Source organism: Pseudomonas sp. CGJS7 (assembly GCF_036961695.1).
The window spans coordinates 17,691-35,619 of record NZ_JBAMDI010000088.1 but is presented as its reverse complement, the minus strand read 5'-3'; the positions used below and the strand labels follow the sequence as shown (position 1 = coordinate 35,619).

The 17,929-nt window shown below is 64.4% G+C and carries 19 protein-coding genes; 11 read left to right on the top strand and 8 right to left on the bottom strand.

The genetic code is table 11. The features are described from left to right. Positions 1-200 precede the first annotated feature (200 nt). On the top strand, positions 201-3,059 hold the full coding sequence (gcvP, locus tag V7787_RS36325) for an aminomethyl-transferring glycine dehydrogenase (RefSeq protein ID WP_336092294.1): 2,859 nt from the start codon (positions 201-203) through the stop codon (positions 3,057-3,059). Between the two features lie 797 nt (positions 3,060-3,856). Continuing rightward, positions 3,857-4,285, top strand: a complete 429-nt coding sequence (locus tag V7787_RS36320; protein WP_336092292.1) for a hypothetical protein — start codon at positions 3,857-3,859, stop codon at positions 4,283-4,285. A gap of 184 nt (positions 4,286-4,469) precedes the next feature. On the opposite strand, the gene V7787_RS36315 is transcribed toward V7787_RS36320, so the two are convergent. Continuing rightward, a complete protein-coding gene (locus V7787_RS36315) occupies positions 4,470-4,829 on the bottom strand; it encodes a hypothetical protein (RefSeq protein ID WP_336092290.1) in 360 nt (119 codons plus the stop codon). Between the two features lie 162 nt (positions 4,830-4,991). Between V7787_RS36315 and V7787_RS36310 the strand changes: the two genes are divergently transcribed. Then, a complete protein-coding gene (locus V7787_RS36310; protein WP_336092288.1) occupies positions 4,992-6,011 on the top strand; it encodes a sensor domain-containing diguanylate cyclase in 1,020 nt (339 codons plus the stop codon). Positions 6,012-6,031: 20 nt separating this feature from the next. Here the strand turns inward: V7787_RS36310 and V7787_RS36305 are convergent, their stop codons facing one another. From V7787_RS36305 to V7787_RS36295, 4 genes are all read right to left on the bottom strand, one after another. Next, positions 6,032-6,517: a hypothetical protein gene (locus V7787_RS36305; RefSeq protein ID WP_336092286.1), complete on the bottom strand. Its 486-nt coding sequence runs from the start codon at positions 6,515-6,517 to the stop codon at positions 6,032-6,034. A gap of 22 nt (positions 6,518-6,539) precedes the next feature. Next, a complete protein-coding gene (locus V7787_RS53205) occupies positions 6,540-6,905 on the bottom strand; it encodes a DUF4189 domain-containing protein (protein WP_442965347.1) in 366 nt (121 codons plus the stop codon). A 122-nt stretch (positions 6,906-7,027) separates the two neighbouring features. Beyond that, positions 7,028-8,167 (bottom strand): type IV secretion system protein, encoded by a 1,140-nt coding sequence (locus V7787_RS36300; RefSeq protein WP_336092284.1) that lies wholly within the window; start codon positions 8,165-8,167, stop codon positions 7,028-7,030. Positions 8,168-8,201: 34 nt separating this feature from the next. Next, positions 8,202-8,882, bottom strand: a complete 681-nt coding sequence (locus V7787_RS36295) for a hypothetical protein (RefSeq protein WP_336092282.1) — start codon at positions 8,880-8,882, stop codon at positions 8,202-8,204. A gap of 907 nt (positions 8,883-9,789) precedes the next feature. On the opposite strand from V7787_RS36295, the gene V7787_RS36290 reads away from it, so the two are divergent. Together V7787_RS36290 and V7787_RS36285 are read left to right on the top strand one after the other, a co-directional pair. Next, positions 9,790-11,061: a histidine kinase gene (locus V7787_RS36290; RefSeq protein WP_336092281.1), complete on the top strand. Its 1,272-nt coding sequence runs from the start codon at positions 9,790-9,792 to the stop codon at positions 11,059-11,061. After that, positions 11,054-11,851, top strand: coding sequence for a LytR/AlgR family response regulator transcription factor (locus tag V7787_RS36285; protein WP_336092279.1), 798 nt, complete (start codon positions 11,054-11,056; stop codon positions 11,849-11,851). The genes V7787_RS36290 and V7787_RS36285 overlap by 8 nt, the downstream gene beginning before the upstream one ends. Here the strand turns inward: V7787_RS36285 and V7787_RS36280 are convergent. After that, positions 11,818-12,072, bottom strand: a complete 255-nt coding sequence (locus V7787_RS36280; protein WP_336092277.1) for a hypothetical protein — start codon at positions 12,070-12,072, stop codon at positions 11,818-11,820. The genes V7787_RS36285 and V7787_RS36280 overlap by 34 nt on opposite strands. On the opposite strand from V7787_RS36280, the gene V7787_RS36275 reads away from it, so the two are divergent. Together V7787_RS36275 and V7787_RS36270 are read left to right on the top strand one after the other, a co-directional pair. Further along, complete coding sequence (locus V7787_RS36275; protein WP_336092275.1) at positions 12,071-12,448, top strand: hypothetical protein; 378 nt, start codon at positions 12,071-12,073, stop codon at positions 12,446-12,448. The genes V7787_RS36280 and V7787_RS36275 overlap by 2 nt on opposite strands. Positions 12,449-12,582: 134 nt before the next feature. Then, positions 12,583-12,879 carry a hypothetical protein gene (locus V7787_RS36270; protein WP_336092273.1) on the top strand — a complete coding sequence of 99 codons (297 nt, stop codon included), beginning with the start codon at positions 12,583-12,585 and terminating at the stop codon, positions 12,877-12,879. Here the strand turns inward: V7787_RS36270 and V7787_RS36265 are convergent. Together V7787_RS36265 and V7787_RS36260 are read right to left on the bottom strand one after the other, a co-directional pair. After that, positions 12,876-13,733, bottom strand: a complete 858-nt coding sequence (locus V7787_RS36265) for a methyltransferase domain-containing protein (RefSeq protein ID WP_336092270.1) — start codon at positions 13,731-13,733, stop codon at positions 12,876-12,878. The genes V7787_RS36270 and V7787_RS36265 overlap by 4 nt on opposite strands. A 54-nt stretch (positions 13,734-13,787) precedes the next feature. Then, positions 13,788-14,465, bottom strand: coding sequence for a hypothetical protein (locus tag V7787_RS36260; protein ID WP_336092268.1), 678 nt, complete (start codon positions 14,463-14,465; stop codon positions 13,788-13,790). A 156-nt stretch (positions 14,466-14,621) separates the two neighbouring features. Between V7787_RS36260 and V7787_RS36255 the strand changes: the two genes are divergently transcribed. From V7787_RS36255 to V7787_RS36240, 4 genes are all read left to right on the top strand, one after another. Next, complete coding sequence (locus V7787_RS36255; RefSeq protein WP_336092265.1) at positions 14,622-15,413, top strand: helix-turn-helix domain-containing protein; 792 nt, start codon at positions 14,622-14,624, stop codon at positions 15,411-15,413. An 82-nt stretch (positions 15,414-15,495) separates the two neighbouring features. Continuing rightward, the gene (locus V7787_RS36250) at positions 15,496-15,840 is read left to right on the top strand and encodes a hypothetical protein (RefSeq protein WP_336092263.1); all 345 of its coding nucleotides are present in this window, start codon (positions 15,496-15,498) and stop codon (positions 15,838-15,840) included. A gap of 62 nt (positions 15,841-15,902) precedes the next feature. Further along, positions 15,903-16,436 (top strand): hypothetical protein, encoded by a 534-nt coding sequence (locus tag V7787_RS36245; protein WP_336092261.1) that lies wholly within the window; start codon positions 15,903-15,905, stop codon positions 16,434-16,436. Between the two features lie 413 nt (positions 16,437-16,849). Continuing rightward, positions 16,850-17,923: a dipeptide epimerase gene (locus tag V7787_RS36240; protein ID WP_336092260.1), complete on the top strand. Its 1,074-nt coding sequence runs from the start codon at positions 16,850-16,852 to the stop codon at positions 17,921-17,923. The last annotated feature ends 6 nt before the right edge of the window (positions 17,924-17,929 follow it).

The following is a 17,929-nucleotide window of genomic DNA, read 5'->3' as shown; positions in this document are numbered from 1 at the left end:
CTGGAGAGACCGCCCGCCCCGGCCACATCGGAGCGGAACCGGCGCCGAAGGGGCACGAAGCGAGCGCGGACAGGAGCGGCCCCAGCGGCCATCCCCTCCCCTAGCTGCCTGACCGCAGCACGCTTCCAAACTCTCAGGCAAAAGGACAGAGGGGCGCCTCGCGTGCGGCACCGCACGCTGCCTTAGGACGCCCCCTGCCCATGACGAACGTATCCCTGCGCGATCTCGAGCACCACGACGCTTTCATCGAGCGCCACATCGGCCCCAACGACGCCGAGATCGGCCACATGCTGGGGCAAGTCGGCTACGACTCGCTCGAAGCGCTCACCGACGCCATCGTCCCCGGCTCGATCAAGTCGACCCAGCCGCTGGCCCTGCCGCGCGCGATCAGCGAAGTCGAGGCCCTGGCCAAGATCCGCGCCATCGCCAGCCAGAACAAGGTGTTCCGCAGCTTCATCGGCCGCGGCTACTACGGCACCCACACCCCCAACGTCATCCTGCGCAACATCCTGGAAAACCCGGCGTGGTACACGGCGTACACGCCGTACCAGGCGGAAATCTCGCAGGGCCGGATGGAAGCGCTGATCAACTTCCAGACCATGGTCGCCGACCTGACCGGGATGGAAATCGCCAACGCGTCGCTGCTCGACGAAGGCACCGCCGCGGCCGAGGCGATGACCCTGGCCAAGCGTTCGGCCAAGTCCAAGTCCGACACTTTCTTCGTCTCCAAGAACATCCACCCGCAGACGCTGGAAGTGCTGCGCACCCGCGCCGAGCCGCTGGAGATCAAGCTGCACGTCGGCGACGACGCCGAGGCGGCGACGGTCGATTCCTTCGGCGCGCTGTTGCAGTACCCGGACACCTTCGGCGGCGTGCACGACTACCAGGCCGTGTCCGACGCGGTCCACGCGCGCGGCGGCATCGTCGCGGTCGCCAGCGATCTGCTCGCGCTGACCCTGCTCAAGGCGCCGGGCGAATTCGGCGCCGACATCGTGGTCGGCAACACCCAGCGTTTCGGCGTGCCGTTCGGCTTCGGCGGCCCGCACGCCGGCTTCATGGCCTGCCGCGACGCCTACAAGCGCTCGATGCCCGGCCGCCTGATCGGCGTGTCGGTCGACACCGACGGCAAGCCGGCCTACCGCCTGACCCTGCAGACCCGCGAGCAGCACATCCGCCGCGAGAAGGCCACCAGCAACATCTGCACCGCGCAGGTGCTGCTGGCGGTGATGGCCAGCATGTACGCGGTCTACCACGGCCCCGACGGCCTGACCCGGATCGCCCGCCGCGTCCACCGCCAGGCCGCGATCCTGGCCGCCGCGCTGCGTAAGGCCGGCGTCAGCGTCGCCGACGGTTTCTTCGACACCCTGCACGTCAGCGGCATCGACGCCAAGGCGATCCATGCCAAGGCCGCCGCCGCCGGCATCAACCTGCGCGAGATCGACGCCGCCAGCCTCAGCCTGAGCCTGGACGAAACCGTCGCCCGCGAAGACCTGACCGCGCTGGCCGGCCTGTTCGGCGCCGCGCTCGACATCGACGCGCTGGATGCTTCCACCGCCGACGCCATCCCGGCCTCGCTGGCGCGCAAGTCCTCGTTCCTGCAGCACCCGGTGTTCAACACCCACCACAGCGAACACGAGCTGCTGCGCTACATGCGCTCGCTGGCCGACAAGGATCTGGCGATGGATCGCACCATGATCCCGCTGGGCAGCTGCACCATGAAGCTCAACGCCACCGCCGAAATGATCCCGGTGACCTGGCCTGAGTTCGGCAACATCCACCCGCTGGCCCCGGCCGCGCAGACCGTCGGCTACAAGCAGCTGATCGACGAACTCGAAGCGATGCTGGTGGAGTGCACCGGCTACGACGCGGTCAGCCTGCAGCCCAACTCCGGCGCGCAGGGCGAATACGCCGGCCTGCTGGCGATCCGCGCCTACCACCGTTCGCGCGGCGAAGACCATCGCGACATCTGCCTGATTCCGGACTCCGCCCACGGCACCAACCCGGCCTCGGCGCAGATGTGCGGCATGACCGTGGTCGTGACCAAGACCGACAGCAACGGCAACGTCGATGTCGAAGACATCCGCCGCAACGCCGAGAAGTACAGCAGCCGTCTGGCCGCGATCATGATGACCTACCCATCCACGCACGGCGTGTTCGAGGAAGAGGTGGTGGAGATCTGCGAGATCATCCACAAGCACGGCGGCCAGGTGTACACCGACGGCGCCAACATGAACGCCCTGGTCGGCGTGGCCAAGCCCGGCAAGTGGGGCTCGGACGTTTCCCACCTCAACCTGCACAAGACCTTCTGCATCCCGCACGGCGGCGGCGGCCCGGGCGTCGGCCCGTGCGCGGTCAAGTCGCACCTCGCCCCGTTCCTGCCCAAGACCGTCGATGGCGAAGGCGTGGTCGGCATGGTCAGCGCCGCCAGCTTCGGCTCGGCCAGCATCCTGCCGATCTCGTGGATGTACATCACCCTGATGGGCACCCAGGGCCTGCGCAAGGCGACCCAGGTGGCGTTGCTCAACGCCAACTACATCGCCAAGCGTCTGGCGCCGCATTACGAAACCCTCTACACCGGCCGCAACGGCCTGGTCGCGCACGAGTGCATCCTCGACCTGCGCCCGATCAAGGACGCCACCGGCATCAGCGCCGAGGACGTGGCCAAGCGCCTGATCGACTTCGGCTTCCACGCCCCGACCCTGAGCTTCCCGGTCGCCGGCACGCTGATGGTCGAACCGACCGAGAGCGAATCGCAGCACGAGCTGGACCGCTTCATCGACGCGATGATCCAGATCCGCGACGAAATCCGCGCGGTCGAAGACGGCCGCCTGGACCGCGAAGACAACCCGCTCAAGCACGCCCCGCACACCGCCACGCAAGTCACCGCGAGCGAGTGGACCCGCGCTTATCCGCGCGAGTTGGCCGCGTTCCCGCTGCCGTCGCTGAAGCTGCAGAAGTACTGGCCGCCGGTGTCGCGCGTGGACAACGTGTACGGCGACAAGAACGTCATGTGCGCGTGCATTCCGATCGATGCGTATAAGGAAGAAGTCGAGGCATAACTAAAACTCATCTACTTCAATCAGAGTTCGCGAACAGGCCCCGTCGAAATGCGGGGCCTGTTCGTTTTGGAAAATCAGAATACTGGCAACTTCGAATTACACCGCCCCTGCATCAATAATCCACCATTAAGAACATAAATCTCATCACGCTCTAAGAAATTGGCTTTCATGTCCATAGTGGAGATCATGGGTACCTACTCGAAGTACCAATACAACTAACTTTCCCACAAATCTCCTGATAAGATCGCCCCAGAATGGACTCTCGGAAGGGTCGAATGTCTTCAGAAGAACCCCATAACACATTGCCAGTAATCGCTGGCGCGGATGGTCAGCAACAGCGGCCTCCCGAACCCACTCCTGTACCGAGAACTCCATTCCCAAGCAGCCAACTAATCTCCGCACTTGATAGTGCCGCCAATAGCGGGCGCGGGTTCGGGAGTGAGGGAGCGAATGCCTTGGTCGTAGGTATAGCCACCCATCTTGATAACGAGATCCGAGAACTTAAAGGAAAGCTCTCGCGACTTGAATTCCAGCACGACCAACTAGTGAAAAAGAACCACCAGAACGAGCTAGAGGTAGCGCGCCTAAATAGCGAGGTAAGCACGGCCAAAAACTCAGCCGGCTACACAAAAGTCTTCCTGGGCATCACGGGCATCTTAGGCCCAGTAGGCTTTGGACTTGTACAAGACCCTAAACTTCTGGGGTTTGGTTCAACAGTACTTGCCATAGCCGTCATATCGGGAGCTCTTGGTCTGTTCCCCCGATTCATCAAACGACTCCTGTAACAGGACCTGCCAGTGAACTTCACGACTTCACTTCGCGACATCATCGTCGACACAGTGCGAGCGCCAGGGGTTCCGAATGCGGAATGCATTTGCTTGCGCGCCATTGATTATGTAGACACAACAAATCTTGGGATGATGATCGGGTACAGAATCCCAAACGGCACGGTCACCCCGCTAAGAGACAGGTTGTTTTGGTTTGGTGGCACTTATTTGCCGCCAAATACTCAGATCAACCTTTTTACGGGAGAAGGAGCCTATAACATGTCAGAGCTTGGCAACGGCTCATACCTACACAACATGTTCTGGGGCCAGCCTTTCACAGTGTTCAATTCATCCGAGATCGTGCCAATCCTGTTTCGCGTTCAGCACGCAAACATAGGCACTGCACCCTCGCCAATTGCCTTGCCTTACCTCGATGAAGTTCTGCGCTCACCGCGTTGAGGGAGACCGCCGAATGTGATTGAGCGCTCCTCATCGGCGCCCGAACCAATTCGGAATAAACCAGACACGGCAGACGAAGCGCCATAGCCTCTATCGCCCTGGAAACGCTACGTCAACGTCTCGCGGCAACCTCGAGAATCTGTCTTACCCAGCGCAGCCGGCCACTTACCGTCCTACGGGGTCGTCACCAAGGCGTCCAACGCCACCAAGGACGCGGCGGATGATCCGGCGGATGCAGGTCGCGGATGATCGATCGGTCGGCGACGGCCAACTCATACGCGGTCCAGGCGATGGGGTCGTGATGCCGGTCCGGCCGGTTGTCGCGCGCCCCGCTGCCGGCCCGGACGATGCCGCCGTGGGTCCGGTCCCAGGCCAGGTCGGCATCGCCCGCCGACAGGCCAAGATCGACCAGCGCCTGCCGGACCCGCTCGGGTTCCCAGCCCTGGCGGCCGCGATCGATCACCTCGCTCACCACGTCGTGCAAGCTCGTCCGCTCCGGCAGCGCGATGTCCAACGCCTGGTGCTCGATCCGTTCCTTCGGCATGTCCGGCCCTCCTGTTGGCCCGTGCGCTCGCTGCGCAGCTTATTCGGCGCCGGTTACCGGCGGCAAACCGCTGTGCCTGCCGGCCTGAATGCGGGCATCCTTCCGCCACACTCCCTCACCCTGCCGGCGATATACTGCCGCGGTCGCCGGGGGGTGATTGCAATGAATATGCAGGAACCACAACTGCAGACGTTCTCCGAGCGCCTGCTCAAAGTGATCCAGACCCAGACCGAGATCGCCAAGCTCGGGCTGGACCTGGGCGGGGTGATGGACCTGGTCGCCAACCGCGCGCAAACCCTCACCGGCGCGGTCGGGGCCGTGGTCGAGCTGGCCGAAGGCGAGGACATGGTCTATCGCGCCGCCGCCGGCATCGCCGAGTCCAGCCTGGGCATGCGCCTGAGCCGCGGCGCCAGCCTGTCGGGCCATTGCGTGGCCGCCGGCGCGCCGCTGCGCTGCGACGATTCGGAAACCGACCCGCGGGTGGACCGCGCCGCGTGCCGCGCGGTCGGCCTGCGTTCGATGATCGTGGTGCCGCTCAAGCATCACGAATCGGTGGTCGGCGTGCTCAAGGTCATGTCGCGGATACCGCACGGCTTCGGCGACGACGATCTGCATCTGCTCGACCTGATGTCGGGCCTGATCGCCGCGGCGATGTACCACGCCGCCAAGTACGAAACCAACGAGCTGTTCTACCAGGCCACTCACGATGCCTTGACCGGCCTGCCCAACCGCGCGCTGTTCTACGACCGCCTGCGCCACAACCTGGCCCAGGCGCACCGCGAATCGCGCCGCATCGGCATCCTCAATCTCGACATGGACGGGCTCAAGCCGGTCAACGACCACCTCGGCCATCGCGCCGGCGACGCCGCCATCCGCGAATTCGCCGAACGCATGAAACAACTCGCCCGCGCCGGCGACACGGTGGCGCGGGTCGGCGGCGACGAATTCGCGGTGATCCTGCCGCGGATCGAACACCGCGAAGGCGCCGCCGCCCAGGCCGAGCGCCTGGCCCAATCGCTGCGCTTCGCCTTCGAGTTCGAACAACGCCCGATCGCGCTCGACGCCAGCATCGGCTGCGCGGTGTATCCCGACGACGGCGAAGACCTCACCGATCTGCTGGAAAAGGCCGATCAGGCGATGTATCGGATGAAGCGGTCGAAGAAGGCCGGCGCGGCCGGTTGAGCCCCCAGCAGGCAAGAACGTTACGCTAAAAATGAGGATCCATCCGGCTTCCCATCTGAAGCATCGGTTCGGGCGAGATGCTGATGGCGGGACAAACGAATACCGATAGCCTGCCCAACGCAGCCAGTCAAAAGCACCACAAAGAACCAAGGCCTGAGCAACACATACGGCATGAGGGAAGCGCCTAGAAACAAAGTAGCGAAGCACAACCACGCGATGCCCCAAGAAACCAGTAGCCGGGTTTCGGCTTGAACAGACTCCGAAGGCTTCTTGGGACGGAATGCTATTGCAGAAAACACGCACCAGGTATACCCGATCGCAACTAGGCCCTGGAATAAAACGGCAACTAGTCCGACAAGAATCGCCAGTTTTAGCATCGGCACGAATAGAGTTCCCCACCCGAGGGCCAGCATACTGATTGCCACACCCCAGAAGGCAAAGGCCACAAAAGACAAGAACCTGGAGATGTTGGCACTGCGTTGAATCAAGACAGATTTCGTGCTCATAGCATTCGTATCGAGTGAGTCGTTAGCGAGCACGGACGGGGAGGCTGCAACCACTGTAGTAGACCCAGCATTCGCCAGCGCTGGACTCCCCACAGCGGCGCTGACCAATCGCACTTGCCTCTGCTTCTGTTGCTGCGCTTTGAGAAAATGACTGTGTGCGAGAATTAACTACCGCAGCACACTGATTGCGGAATGCGAAGTTTGCATTGCATGTTGCACTAGAGCGTTTCTCGCATTCAATCAGCGCGGCCTGCTTAGCTTTCCGCTCGCTTTTCATGCCTGTGACAATGCCAAATTGCCCATTCTCGTCTGTTGCAACAGCTCCCCAACGGCTTTCCCACCGGGGCTTACTCGGACCATTCGCCGGAATGGGAACACAACTAGCCATGGATGCTGCCGTGCCCTCCGAAGCCGAGAGGTTTCCCGGCATTTGCCCCGGCGGACAGCCGCCTTCCGCGTATGCCGGCGATACAAATGCAAGTAGCAGAGCAAGAAGTTTTTTCACGGCGGTCACTCCTTGCGGACCTCATCAGCAGACTTAACGCGATTCTCATGTTTTGGTGTCGCTTGATCGACAGACCGATTCATATGCGAGTAGGTTGTCTGAGGTGTTTGGTTGTTCCCCCTACTGGAATCTTGAACCGGATTTACAACCGCGGGAGGAGGGCCTTGGCTTGGCCCGCCCCCTCCACCTCCTCCTCCCTGACCCCATCTGCCAAATGCCGAGCTGGAAACGAAGTTGCCTATCTGCCCTTGGAAGAAATGCGCTGCCATTGGCGGGACCGAAATTATCAGCACAGTCATGATCATCCCTACGCTACCTTGCTGCATCGCCTGATTAGTAATGCCCTCAGCACTCAGACCTGGAATATTGGCCAGCTTAGCCAGCCACATGAACGTGGCTATACGAACCGTAAGGTCAAGCAGCAGATTGGCGACAAAACTCAGGACGGCCAACGAGAACAACGTGCCTATCCCGTATTTCAGCCACGATGTGAACATGCTTTTGGTAGCAGGAAATGCCAGCGCAAAGATGAAGATCGGCCCAAGACCGATCCATAAGTTGAGCGCGAAAGTCCAAAGCAACAGCATGCAACCGGCTGCGATGGCGGGACCAGCCGAACCCATGGTTGCCCACGCTTTCGCGCTCCGCTTCTCCTCCAACAACTCCGGGTCCGCCTCAAGCAGCTGAACACCATCGATAGCCGTTATCGCGAGCTGCACCACGGCAAGCGACTTATCGATGCTGTTCGCGGTCGTCTGATTTTTCTTCCCGGTCACCAACTCGTGAATCGCCTTGTCCATGTCCTTGGTCAAGAACGAGTTCAACGAAATATTGTTCACCGCCATCGTGGTGGCGATACCGAAGATGACCGCCATCCGCGCTCCTTGCAGAACGGTGCCCATCATCGGTTCCCGCGCGCCGCCGAGGATTCGGTAGCCCTGGAAGACCAGCCAGAGCAAGGCGAAGGAAAACCCTACCCCTCCCACAAACGACATCGACCGTCCCATCAGCGCCAGCCCAAAGTCCTCGACTCGGGTCGTGATCCATCCACTGATGAGGCGAAACAGCGCGTAATCGGCCAGTCCGCCTTGCGATGACGGCGAAAGCCAGCTGAGCATGTCTAACGGCAAGTTCAACAAATCCATGTTGGTATGACCTATTCGAGAATAAAGAGATGACCTATTGGCCGAGCGCCGCCTTGACCATGTCGGTTGGAACAATGCCGTCCAGCGCGCCTTTCTTCCCGCGTAGCGCCCGCTTGGCCAAACGGGTGTGATCCCATTTGAGCGCGGCGATGTAGTCGTCGTAGGCCTTCATGCGGGCCTGCCAGTAGTCCAGTTCTAGTTGGTTGCGGGCAACGAACCGATAGGCCTCGTTGTCGTTGGCGGCCAGCGCGCCCTGGCCGCCGTTGACGGCGTCGCGTTGGCTCTCGATCTGGGCGAACTCACGACTGCGTTGCATCAAGGTGCGCAACATGCCGACGGACTCGTTGTACTTCAGGTTCTCGGCGTAAACCATGCGCTGGCAAATGGCTTGTTGCTCATCCACCACGTTTCCTTCCAGCTTCGGCATGGCTTGGCGGAACGCCTTGGTCAGTTGCTCCTTGATGCCCTTGCCCGGTCCGGGGCATATGTCTTCCATGCCGTAGTCGGCAGGCCGTGGCGGGAAGCTGTCTTCCATCGGCTTCTGGCCGAAATTCAGCCGTTGCAGCTTGATGATCTGCTGCTGGTAGTGCTCCATCGTCTTTTGGTACTGGCTGACGGTCTCGTTCCAGCGCTTGGCCTGCTTTCCGAATTCGACCGAATCCTTGCTGATCTGCTCCATTTTGGCCACCAGACCGAACGGGTCTTTGGTGATCATCTGAGCGCTGGCTTGGCCAACCGGAAACGCGCTCAGAATTGCAATGACCCATGCAGCTCTCTCGATTAGGCCACGATTACCGCTGTTGTTCGCGTTCATGCCAATTCCAAATCCGTTTATGAATGTTGCCGATGGCGCTTGTCCTGACCTCGCTGTTTCGGAGGTTGGAAATCGATATGCAATCGATGGCTGCGTGGCCGCTTGTCGTTTTCTATTCGCTGCTATTGAGGCTTGTGTCGGGCTAGCCCGACAGAGTTATCGCTTCCCACCTGCGACCATCCGTGTCGCGCAATAGGATTAGCGAGCCACTTCGCACAATGCAAGTTGAATTCGACTGAAATGTGCGGAAATTTTGTTTGTTCAATCCTGTTCAATGCGCTGTTCAACGCGACCGAAATTTGTTCAACAGCAATACCGTGCGAATAATCGAATAAATGTGTGCCACGCGAATTGACGCCGCGTGTCTGAAGTAAGTCGATAGCGCTCTTCGAACGATTATTAGATCGCTCGATTCAGTGCCGTCTTGCCGCGCCGGCGATACATAACGCAACGAAGCACCGATCCAAAGAACGGTTCTACCAAGCTGCCCACAGCACGGTGACTGGCCTGTCCAAAGGCCGATTGGGCGGCGTACCGGATTCGGCGCTCGAAATGAGCCGGCCCCGCCGGAACGCCAGCCCCGCATCGCTGCGGGATCGGCGCTCCCCGCCGTGGGATCCATGCCCCAAACCGCCTACCCAGCCAGGATCCGGGCAAATCGCCCCACCCCGCATCCCCGCAGGCACCCGCTTCGCTCCCAAGCCCGGCCGTTTCGTCGCCACCGCCCCGGCTTCGTCGCGCGCCCCCTTCCACTTCGGCGCCGGCGTTCTATTCTGCCCTCCATCCGCCAACACCCACCGGACGCCCCGTGATCCGCAGCCTGTTCTTCGCCGTTCGCCTCGCCGCCGCATGGTTCGGTCTGTTCGTGCTGCTGGCGCTGGTCGCCTCGGTCATACCGGTGGTGAGGAATCAGGACACCGGCGCCTTGTTCCTGCTGGCGACAGTGGTGTCGGTGGTGGTGATGATCACCGCCTTCTCGCATCTGCGCCGGGTCCGCTTGATCGCCGGGCATGTCGATGCGGTGACCATGGCCAACCGCCAGCGCCGCCAGATCGAGGTGCCGCTGGATGCGGAAGAAACCTTCCACCTGCTCGACGCGGCGATCCGCGAGCTGCCGCGGGTCAAGTCGGTGGAAAGCGCGCGCGACAGCCTGCAAGTCCGGGCCAAGGTCGACAATCCCAACATCGGCGATCCCAACGCCACCGGGCCGGCCAATCCGCAGCACTGGAATCTGTACAACTGGTGGATCAGCGCGACCCGCAACCAGATCCTGGCCACGGTCGCGCCCGACGGCGACATCAGCCGCATCACCCTGATCTGCGAGCCGGAAACCGGCGCCTGGAGCGACTGGTTCCGGGTCGATCACGGCGCCAATCTGGAAAACGCCGAGGCCATCGTCCGCGCGATCAACCGCCGCATCGCCGAGCGCAGCCGCAACGAGCGCGCCGACGCCGCGCGCACCGCCACCGAGAAGGAGTTGGCGGTGGCCAAACTCAGCTTGCTGCATGCGCAGGTCGAGCCGCATTTTCTCTACAACACCCTGGCCAGCGCGCAGTACCTCACCCGCAACGATCCGCCGCTCGCCGATGAAATGCTCGGCCATCTGATCGAGTTCCTGCGCCGCTCGCTGCCACGCACCGAGGACGCGCTGTCCACGCTCGGCGATGAGCTGGACCGCTCGCGCGCTTATCTGGAAATCCTCAAGCTGCGCATGGGCCCGCGCCTGGCTTTGCAGTTGGACGTGCCCGAAGATCTGCGCGGGATCCAGCTGCCGCCGATGATCCTGCAAACCCTGGTCGAAAACGCGATCAAGCACGGCCTGGAACCCAAGCCCGGCGGCGGCATGGTCTGGATTCTGGCGCGGCGCAATGCCGATTCGATCTCGATCACCGTCGCCGACGACGGCCTGGGTTTCAACGCTTTGAACGCCGGCACCGGCATCGGCCTGCGCAATGTGCGCGAGCGTTTGCAACTGGTGTACGGCCCGCGCGCGCAGTTGACCATCGTCGCCAACTTCCCCAACGGCGTCGCCGCCACCATTGTCGTGCCGGCGCCGAGCCCGGAGACCGTCAGTGTCTGATTCCCCCAACCACGCCCCCGCGCTGACCGCACTGGTCGCCGAAGACGAAACCCTGCTGCGCCAGGCCCTGGTCGAAGCGCTGCAAGCGGGCTGGCCGCAACTGCGGATCGTGGCCGAATGCGAGGACGGCGCCGACGCGCTGGAAGCGCTGGCCGAACACCATCCCGACATCGCCTTCCTCGACATCCGCATGCCCGGATTGACCGGCCTGGATCTGGCCGCGGCGATGCCCGAGGTCAGCCCGCACACCCAGATCGTGTTCGTCACCGCTTACGACCAGCACGCCATCGACGCGTTCGAACACGGCGCGATCGACTACCTGCTCAAGCCGGTGACGCCGGAACGGCTGGCGATCACCATGCAGCGCCTGCAAGCGCGGCGCGGCGGCGGCCAGAACGAACGCGACGCGCTGACCGAACTGGCCCAGCGCCTGGCCGCCAGCCAGAGCAAGCGCGAGGAGAAACCCGCGCTGACCTGGATCACCGCCAGCGCCGGACGCGAAACCCGCCTGATCCTGGTCGACGACGTCGTCTACTTCCGCGCCGACAACAAATACACCACCGTCGTCACCGCCGAAGGCGAAGCGCTGTTGCGCAAGCCGATCCGCGAGTTGCTCGACGTGCTCGACAGCGCCCGGTTCAAGCAGATCCACCGCTCCACCATCGTCAACCTGAAAGCCATCGCGGGCATCGTCCGCGACGACAGCGGCAAGGGCACGGTGCGTCTGCGCGACCGGCCGGAGACGCTGACGGTCAGTCAACCGTTCATGACTTTGTTCAAGACGATGTAGCTTCCCCGCCGGCGCGGCCAGGGACGGCCGAGTCGGGTCACATCCGCGGCCTTGGCGGCGTCTACCGATACACCGGCCGCCAGCGGCTGCGATACGAAATTCCGGAACCGCGCGGCGCCGCGCATCGGCGCGGCGAGGCCGTGCGTTGCCCGCACGAAACTGCGTCGGCGGCGCACGGTCGGCACAACGCATTCATTCAAGCAGACCAAGGAGTCGGACATGCGCAATATGATGGCCCTGCTGTATTACCTGTGCGCCCTGCTCGGTTGCGACGTGGGCGGAACCACCACCGTGCACCGCGCCAACATCGACGGCGTCGACATCATCGACAGCCAGGTGCGGGTCAGCGAACAGATCGCCAAGTTCGACTGCCGCGCCAGCCGCAGCGGGCATTGCCACTACGCGCTGTTCCGCGCCGATTGCCCTGCCAAAACGCCCGCGGGCGCGGCCGCAAGCTGCGAAGGCGCGCCGTTCGAGCAATTCGACCTGGAAGCCGGTGCCAGCCGCGAGATCATCGATATCGCCAAGGGCTTCAAGATCTGCGTCAGCGACAAGAACCAGGCGGTCGGGCCGGACTGCAAGCCGGTCGCTTCGTGATGTCGGGTGAGCCGCGCGGCGAAAGCTGAACGCCGCGCGGCCGCATGTTTCATCGCTGCAATGTCCGCCCGCCGCGATCGCGCGCGTTGTTCAGTACATGCAAGGACCGACCGACAGGACGGCGGGAGGACGACATGGAACTGTTCCGCGACGATTACGCCCACGGCCCGGACCGGCTGCTGTCTGGCCACCGCGGCGACGCCGGCGAGATTCTGGACGATGCGGCTAGCCGCGACGGCAGCCAGCTCGATCTGCTGTACCGGCTCAAACTTGCCGGACGCGATCCGGAGCGGTTGAAACGGCGCCGACGCTCGTTGCGCGAGATCGCCTGTTGGCTCGCGGTCGCGGCGCTGATGGCCGCGGCGGTAGCCTCGCCGGTGCGCGCGGCGACGCCCGCGGCGGACCAAGCGGCGATGTGCGTTCGCGCTTAGGCGATCGGCCGGAACAGCGCGACTTGATCGGGGTACTGCGGCGCGCCGTCGCCGCGCAGCCAGGGTTGCCCGGCCAACACTTGCGTGCACGGTCCCAGGCTGCACACGCGGATCTCGCGCTGCCGCGCCTGCGCGTGGATCAGTTCGAGCATCCGCGCCATCACGCTGCCGGTGAAGGGCGTATACAGATAGAACACCGTGGCCTGGGACAGATCGGCGTCGCGCGCGTCGGCCTGAACGAAGCTCACCTTGGCTAACCGCAAATCCTCGGCGCAGCGTCGAGCGCTGGCCACATACGCCGGTTCCAGTTCGACGCCGACGCAGCGCGCCGGAGTCAGCAGCGAAGCCAGCAACGGCACGTGACCGAGCCCGGATCCCAGATCGATCAACACATCGCGCTCGCTCAAACCGAGCCGGCCGATCAGCTCGACGATATGCCGCGCCGGTGTGGGTTGATAGAACACCATCTCCGGACTCGGCGGCGCGACCTCGCCGCTGGGTTCGCTCAGTTGCAACACGCCGCCGAGCAAGGCGTCGAGGTGATCGTAGGCTTCGCCGCGGACGCCGTCTGCGGCCGATTCGGACGGCATCATCCACTCGCGCAGGCCGCGGGTGTCGCCGCTGCGAATGTTCGCACGCAGTTGCGCATACAGGCGGTCGTTGGTGGATTCCAGGCGGGCGACGACCGCGTCGAGACGCTCGCGCAGCGGCGCGGTCGATGGCGCATCCGGCAAGAAGTCGCGCAGATGTTCCAGTCGGTCCAGCGTCTGGATGCGTTCGCGCAAACGCCGCGGGTCTTCCAAACTCCGATCTTGCGCCAAACGATCGAGCAGAACCGACAAGGTTTCGCTCATGCGCTCATCCCTGCTCGGCAGGTGCACGCGCCTGCATGGAAACCAGCGAGGCGCTCATGGCGCCGGCTCCGGCAACGCCCTCAGGCTTTGCCGCAACGTCTCGACCTCGGCCGCGGGCAGCGCGCGCTCATGGCGGGCCAGGAACTTCGCCACCTCGGCGCGATACTCGGCGATGTAACGCGGATTGCCCGGGCTCACCTCAAGCCGCCGCGCGGCGCGCTGGACCGGCTCGCGATCTTCGGCGATCAACAGGGCTTTTCCGTAGTCCGACTCATCGACCATGATCGCGATATTGCGTTCGAACCCCGGCACGTACTTGGCCACGAACGGCGCGCCCTGCGGCGGGATCAGGATCGCGTTGCGGATCGGCCAGGTGCTGGCCGACATGGTGTCGAAGCTGATATCAACATCGCGGCCGTCGGCGGTCTTGAGCACCGCGTCGTACTCGTAGACGGTGCTGTCGTTGAGGGTGGAGTTGGTCGGCCGGCTGTCGACGATCACCGCCGTACTCCGCGTGCCGGCCGCATCGAGGAACCACGCGTTGAGGATATGCCCGGTGAAGATGTTGAACTGGGCGAACAAGAATCCGGCCAAGGTCAGCCATGCCCACCAACCACCGCCGCGCCAGCGCGAGATCAGCACGCCCAAGGCCATCGCGCCGAACAGGATCAGCGGGAACGACCAGAACGGGTGATGGGCGAGAAAATACAAAACCGCGGAGATTGCGACCATGTCAGCGATTCCTTGCCAAGTCAGTGGCGCGACCCGGGAGCCGGAGCGAGCCGAGACGATTTTCGCACGCCCTCGCCCGGCCCTGCCGCCACTAGCCCGAACCGGCTAAGTCCTGCCACAGTGGCGCGTCCGCAACCGCCGCCGTCCCGCCATCGCATGCACTGCGCGCCTCATCGCCAACCGCGGGTTTTCCAGCAGGCGCCGTGCCCGCCGCTGCGGCCGTTCGTGCAGCGCTTCATGGTGGTCGAGTTCGATGCGGCGCACGAGGACACGCATCTGCCCGACACCGCGACGGTCGCAGCCTTCTCGTTCCGGGGACGCTGCCGGCAGGACGCCGGCGAAGCGGTGCCACTGGCCGCCTTCACCGGCCTGCGCGACCGCTTGCGCGCGCATCAGCACGAGGCTGGTCATTCTGTGCTGCTGGCGGTGTTCTCGCCGGTCGGCGCGGCGGCGTTTCTGCGGCCCTCGCAGGCCGAGTTCGCTGGCGCCACCGTGGACCTGGGCGATGCGCTGGCAAGCGCCGGGGAACTGGATCGCCTGCACGAACAAATCGCCACCGCCAACGATCATCCGCAACGCGTGCGGCAACTGGAGGCGTTCTTGCTGGCGCGATTGGGCGCGGCGACGCCCGACCCGCTGATCGCCGCGGCGGTGACGTGGCTGCAGCGGCAACCGGCCAGCCAACGCATCGACGCGCTGACCCGCCACATCGGCCTGAGCCAGAGCGCGCTGGAACGCCGGTTCAAACGCGTGGTCGGGGTTTCGCCGAAGAAGTTCGCCACGATGCTGCGCCTGCAACGCGCCATCGGCCTGCACGGCGCCGGCGGCGGGCTGGCCGAGCTCGCGCTGGCCGCGGGCTATTACGACCAGGCCCATTTCAACCACGACTTCCACCGCGCCACCGGCCGCACGCCGAGCGCGTTCTTCGCCGCCTGCGAACCGGCCTGACCGGCGCGACGCCGGTTTTTTACAAGCCGCCGCGGCCGCGCGCCGGCACAGTGCGCGCTCCGACACACGAGCCGCTTGCGCCATGAATACCTACGTCATCGTGTTCCGCCGCGGCCGCGCCGCGCTGAGCGAAACCGAACAACAGCAACTGGGCCAGGCCATCGGCCCGTGGGCGGCCGCGCAGAACGAGGCCGGACATCGGCTCGAACCGCGCCTGCTGACCGCCGAGGCGCGCCACTACGGCCCGCACGCGGCGCTCGCCGAAGCCGATGCCTTGCCGGTCACCGCGTTGCTGTTCCTGGACGCGCGCGACCTGGACGAAGCCGCGCGCGTGGCCCAGAGCCATCCGGGCATGAACTACGGTTTCAGCATCGAGGTGCGCGCCTGGTCGGGACCGCAACGCGCCGCTACGGCCGCGCCGCGCTGATTCTTGGCGCGGGCCGCGCGAGCGCGTTATAAATCGGTTCTCCGTACGTACCGCGCCCGCCCATGCACGTCGTTTTCATCCACGGTCCCGTCGCTTCCGGCAAACACACCATCGGCAGCCGCGTGGCCGAAGCGCTGGCGCTGCCGCTGTTCCACAATCATCTGAGCGTGGACGCGGCATTGGCCTTGTTCGAATTCGGCACGCCCGGCTTCAAGCGTTTGCGCGCGGCGATCTGGACCGCCGCGTTCGCCGAAGCCGCCGCGGCCGGGCGTTCGTTCGTCTTCACCTTCCATCCCGAAGCCAGCGTGGATCCGGCTTTGATCGATGTCTTGATCCAGAGCGTGCAAGCGCAAGGCGGGCGGGTGTTGTTCGTAGAACTGCAATGCTCGTCGGCCGGCGTTTTGCAGCGGCTCGGCGAAGACAGCCGCAAACGTTTCGGCAAACTCACCGACCCGGATCTGTACCGGGCGATCGAACGCGACGGCGGCTTCGAATTCCCGCCGTTGCCCGCGCCGATCGTCCAGGTGGATACCGAAGCCCACACGCCGGACGCCGCCGCGGCGGCGATCGTCGCGGCGGTACGCGCGAACGCGTAACCGCCGCGGGCGCCGCTTGCGCCCGAGCCGATCCATAGCGCGCCCGCGCGCCGATTCCGAACCGCGGCGCAGGCCTGTCCGCGGGCCGAATTCGTTCGCCCTTGGGCGACCGCGCGCCTGATCCAGCGCGGGCCCAATCGCCTATCCATTCGCGCACTCGCGACGCCGTTCTTGCTGCGTCGCAGCAGAAAATGCTGGGCATTTCCGCCGTTTCCGCCCGATCCGGCGCTCTGGCACCGGCCCAACTTGACTCAATTGAAAATAAATTTTCTGATTCTGAAACACGCCGCACCGGCGCGTTCTGAAGATTCGGCGACGACCCGCGCAGGGGCCACAGCGCGGTCGCAGGGAGGGCCGCCGAGCAACCCGCACGCCGCGCACGCGGCGCCCGATGGTTTACCGGTCAAGCGCACATGTCCCGAGTTACCCGACTGCAGCTGTCGCTGGCGATCGAACCGCTGCCGTTGAAGGCGCCGTTCCGCATCGCCGGCTATCGCTTCGAAGCGATGCCGGCGTTGACCGCGATCCTCAGCGCGGCCGACGGCTACGGCCGCGGCGAAGCCAGCGGCGTGTACTACCTCAATGATGAGCCCGAATCGATGCGGGCCAGCGTGGAATCCTGCCGCGAGGCGATCGAAGCCGGTCTGGACCGCGCACAGTTGCGCGCGCTGCTGCCGCCGGGCGGCGCCCGCAACGCCATCGATTGCGCGTTGTGGGAACTGCAAGCCCAACGCGAACGGCGGCCGGTGTGGCAACTGGCGCAAGCGCCGCACCCGCGCGCGCTGATCACCGCCTTCACCCTCGGCGCGGAGGATCCGGGCGTCGTCGCCGCCGGCGCGCTCGGCCATGCCCAGGCGCGCTTGCTCAAGCTCAAGCTCGACGGCGATGTCGACGCCGACATCGCGCGCATCCAGGCCGCGCGCCGCGCGCGCCCGGACGTCGATCTCGCCGTCGACGCCAATCAGGCCTACACCCTGGAGCGGATCGAACCGCTTATCTCAGCGTTGGCCGATCAGCGCGCGATCCTGCTCGAACAGCCCTTCGCGCGCGGACGCGAAGCCGATATGGATTCGCTGGATTGCCCGATCGACGTGGCCGCCGACGAAAGCCTGCAAGGACTCGACGAAGTCGATGCCCTGCACGGCCGCTTCGATGTGCTCAACCTCAAGCTGGACAAATGCGGCGGCCTCACCGAAGCGCTGCTGATCGTCGCGCGAGCGCGCGAGCTGGGCATGAAGCTTATGGTCGGCAACATGCTCGGCACCAGTTGGGCCGCCGCGCCCGCATTCGTGCTCGGACAGTTCTGCGACGTGGTCGATCTGGACGGCCCGACCTTCCTCGCCGGCGACCGAGCGCGCGCGGTGACCTATCGCGACGGCCGCATCCACTGCCCCGGCGATGTCTGGGGCGGCGGCGACGCCGCCGCCACCGATGCCGCGCACACCGCTCGCCTCAACGCGGCGTTCCCCGCCGCGCCCCTCCGTTGACCACAG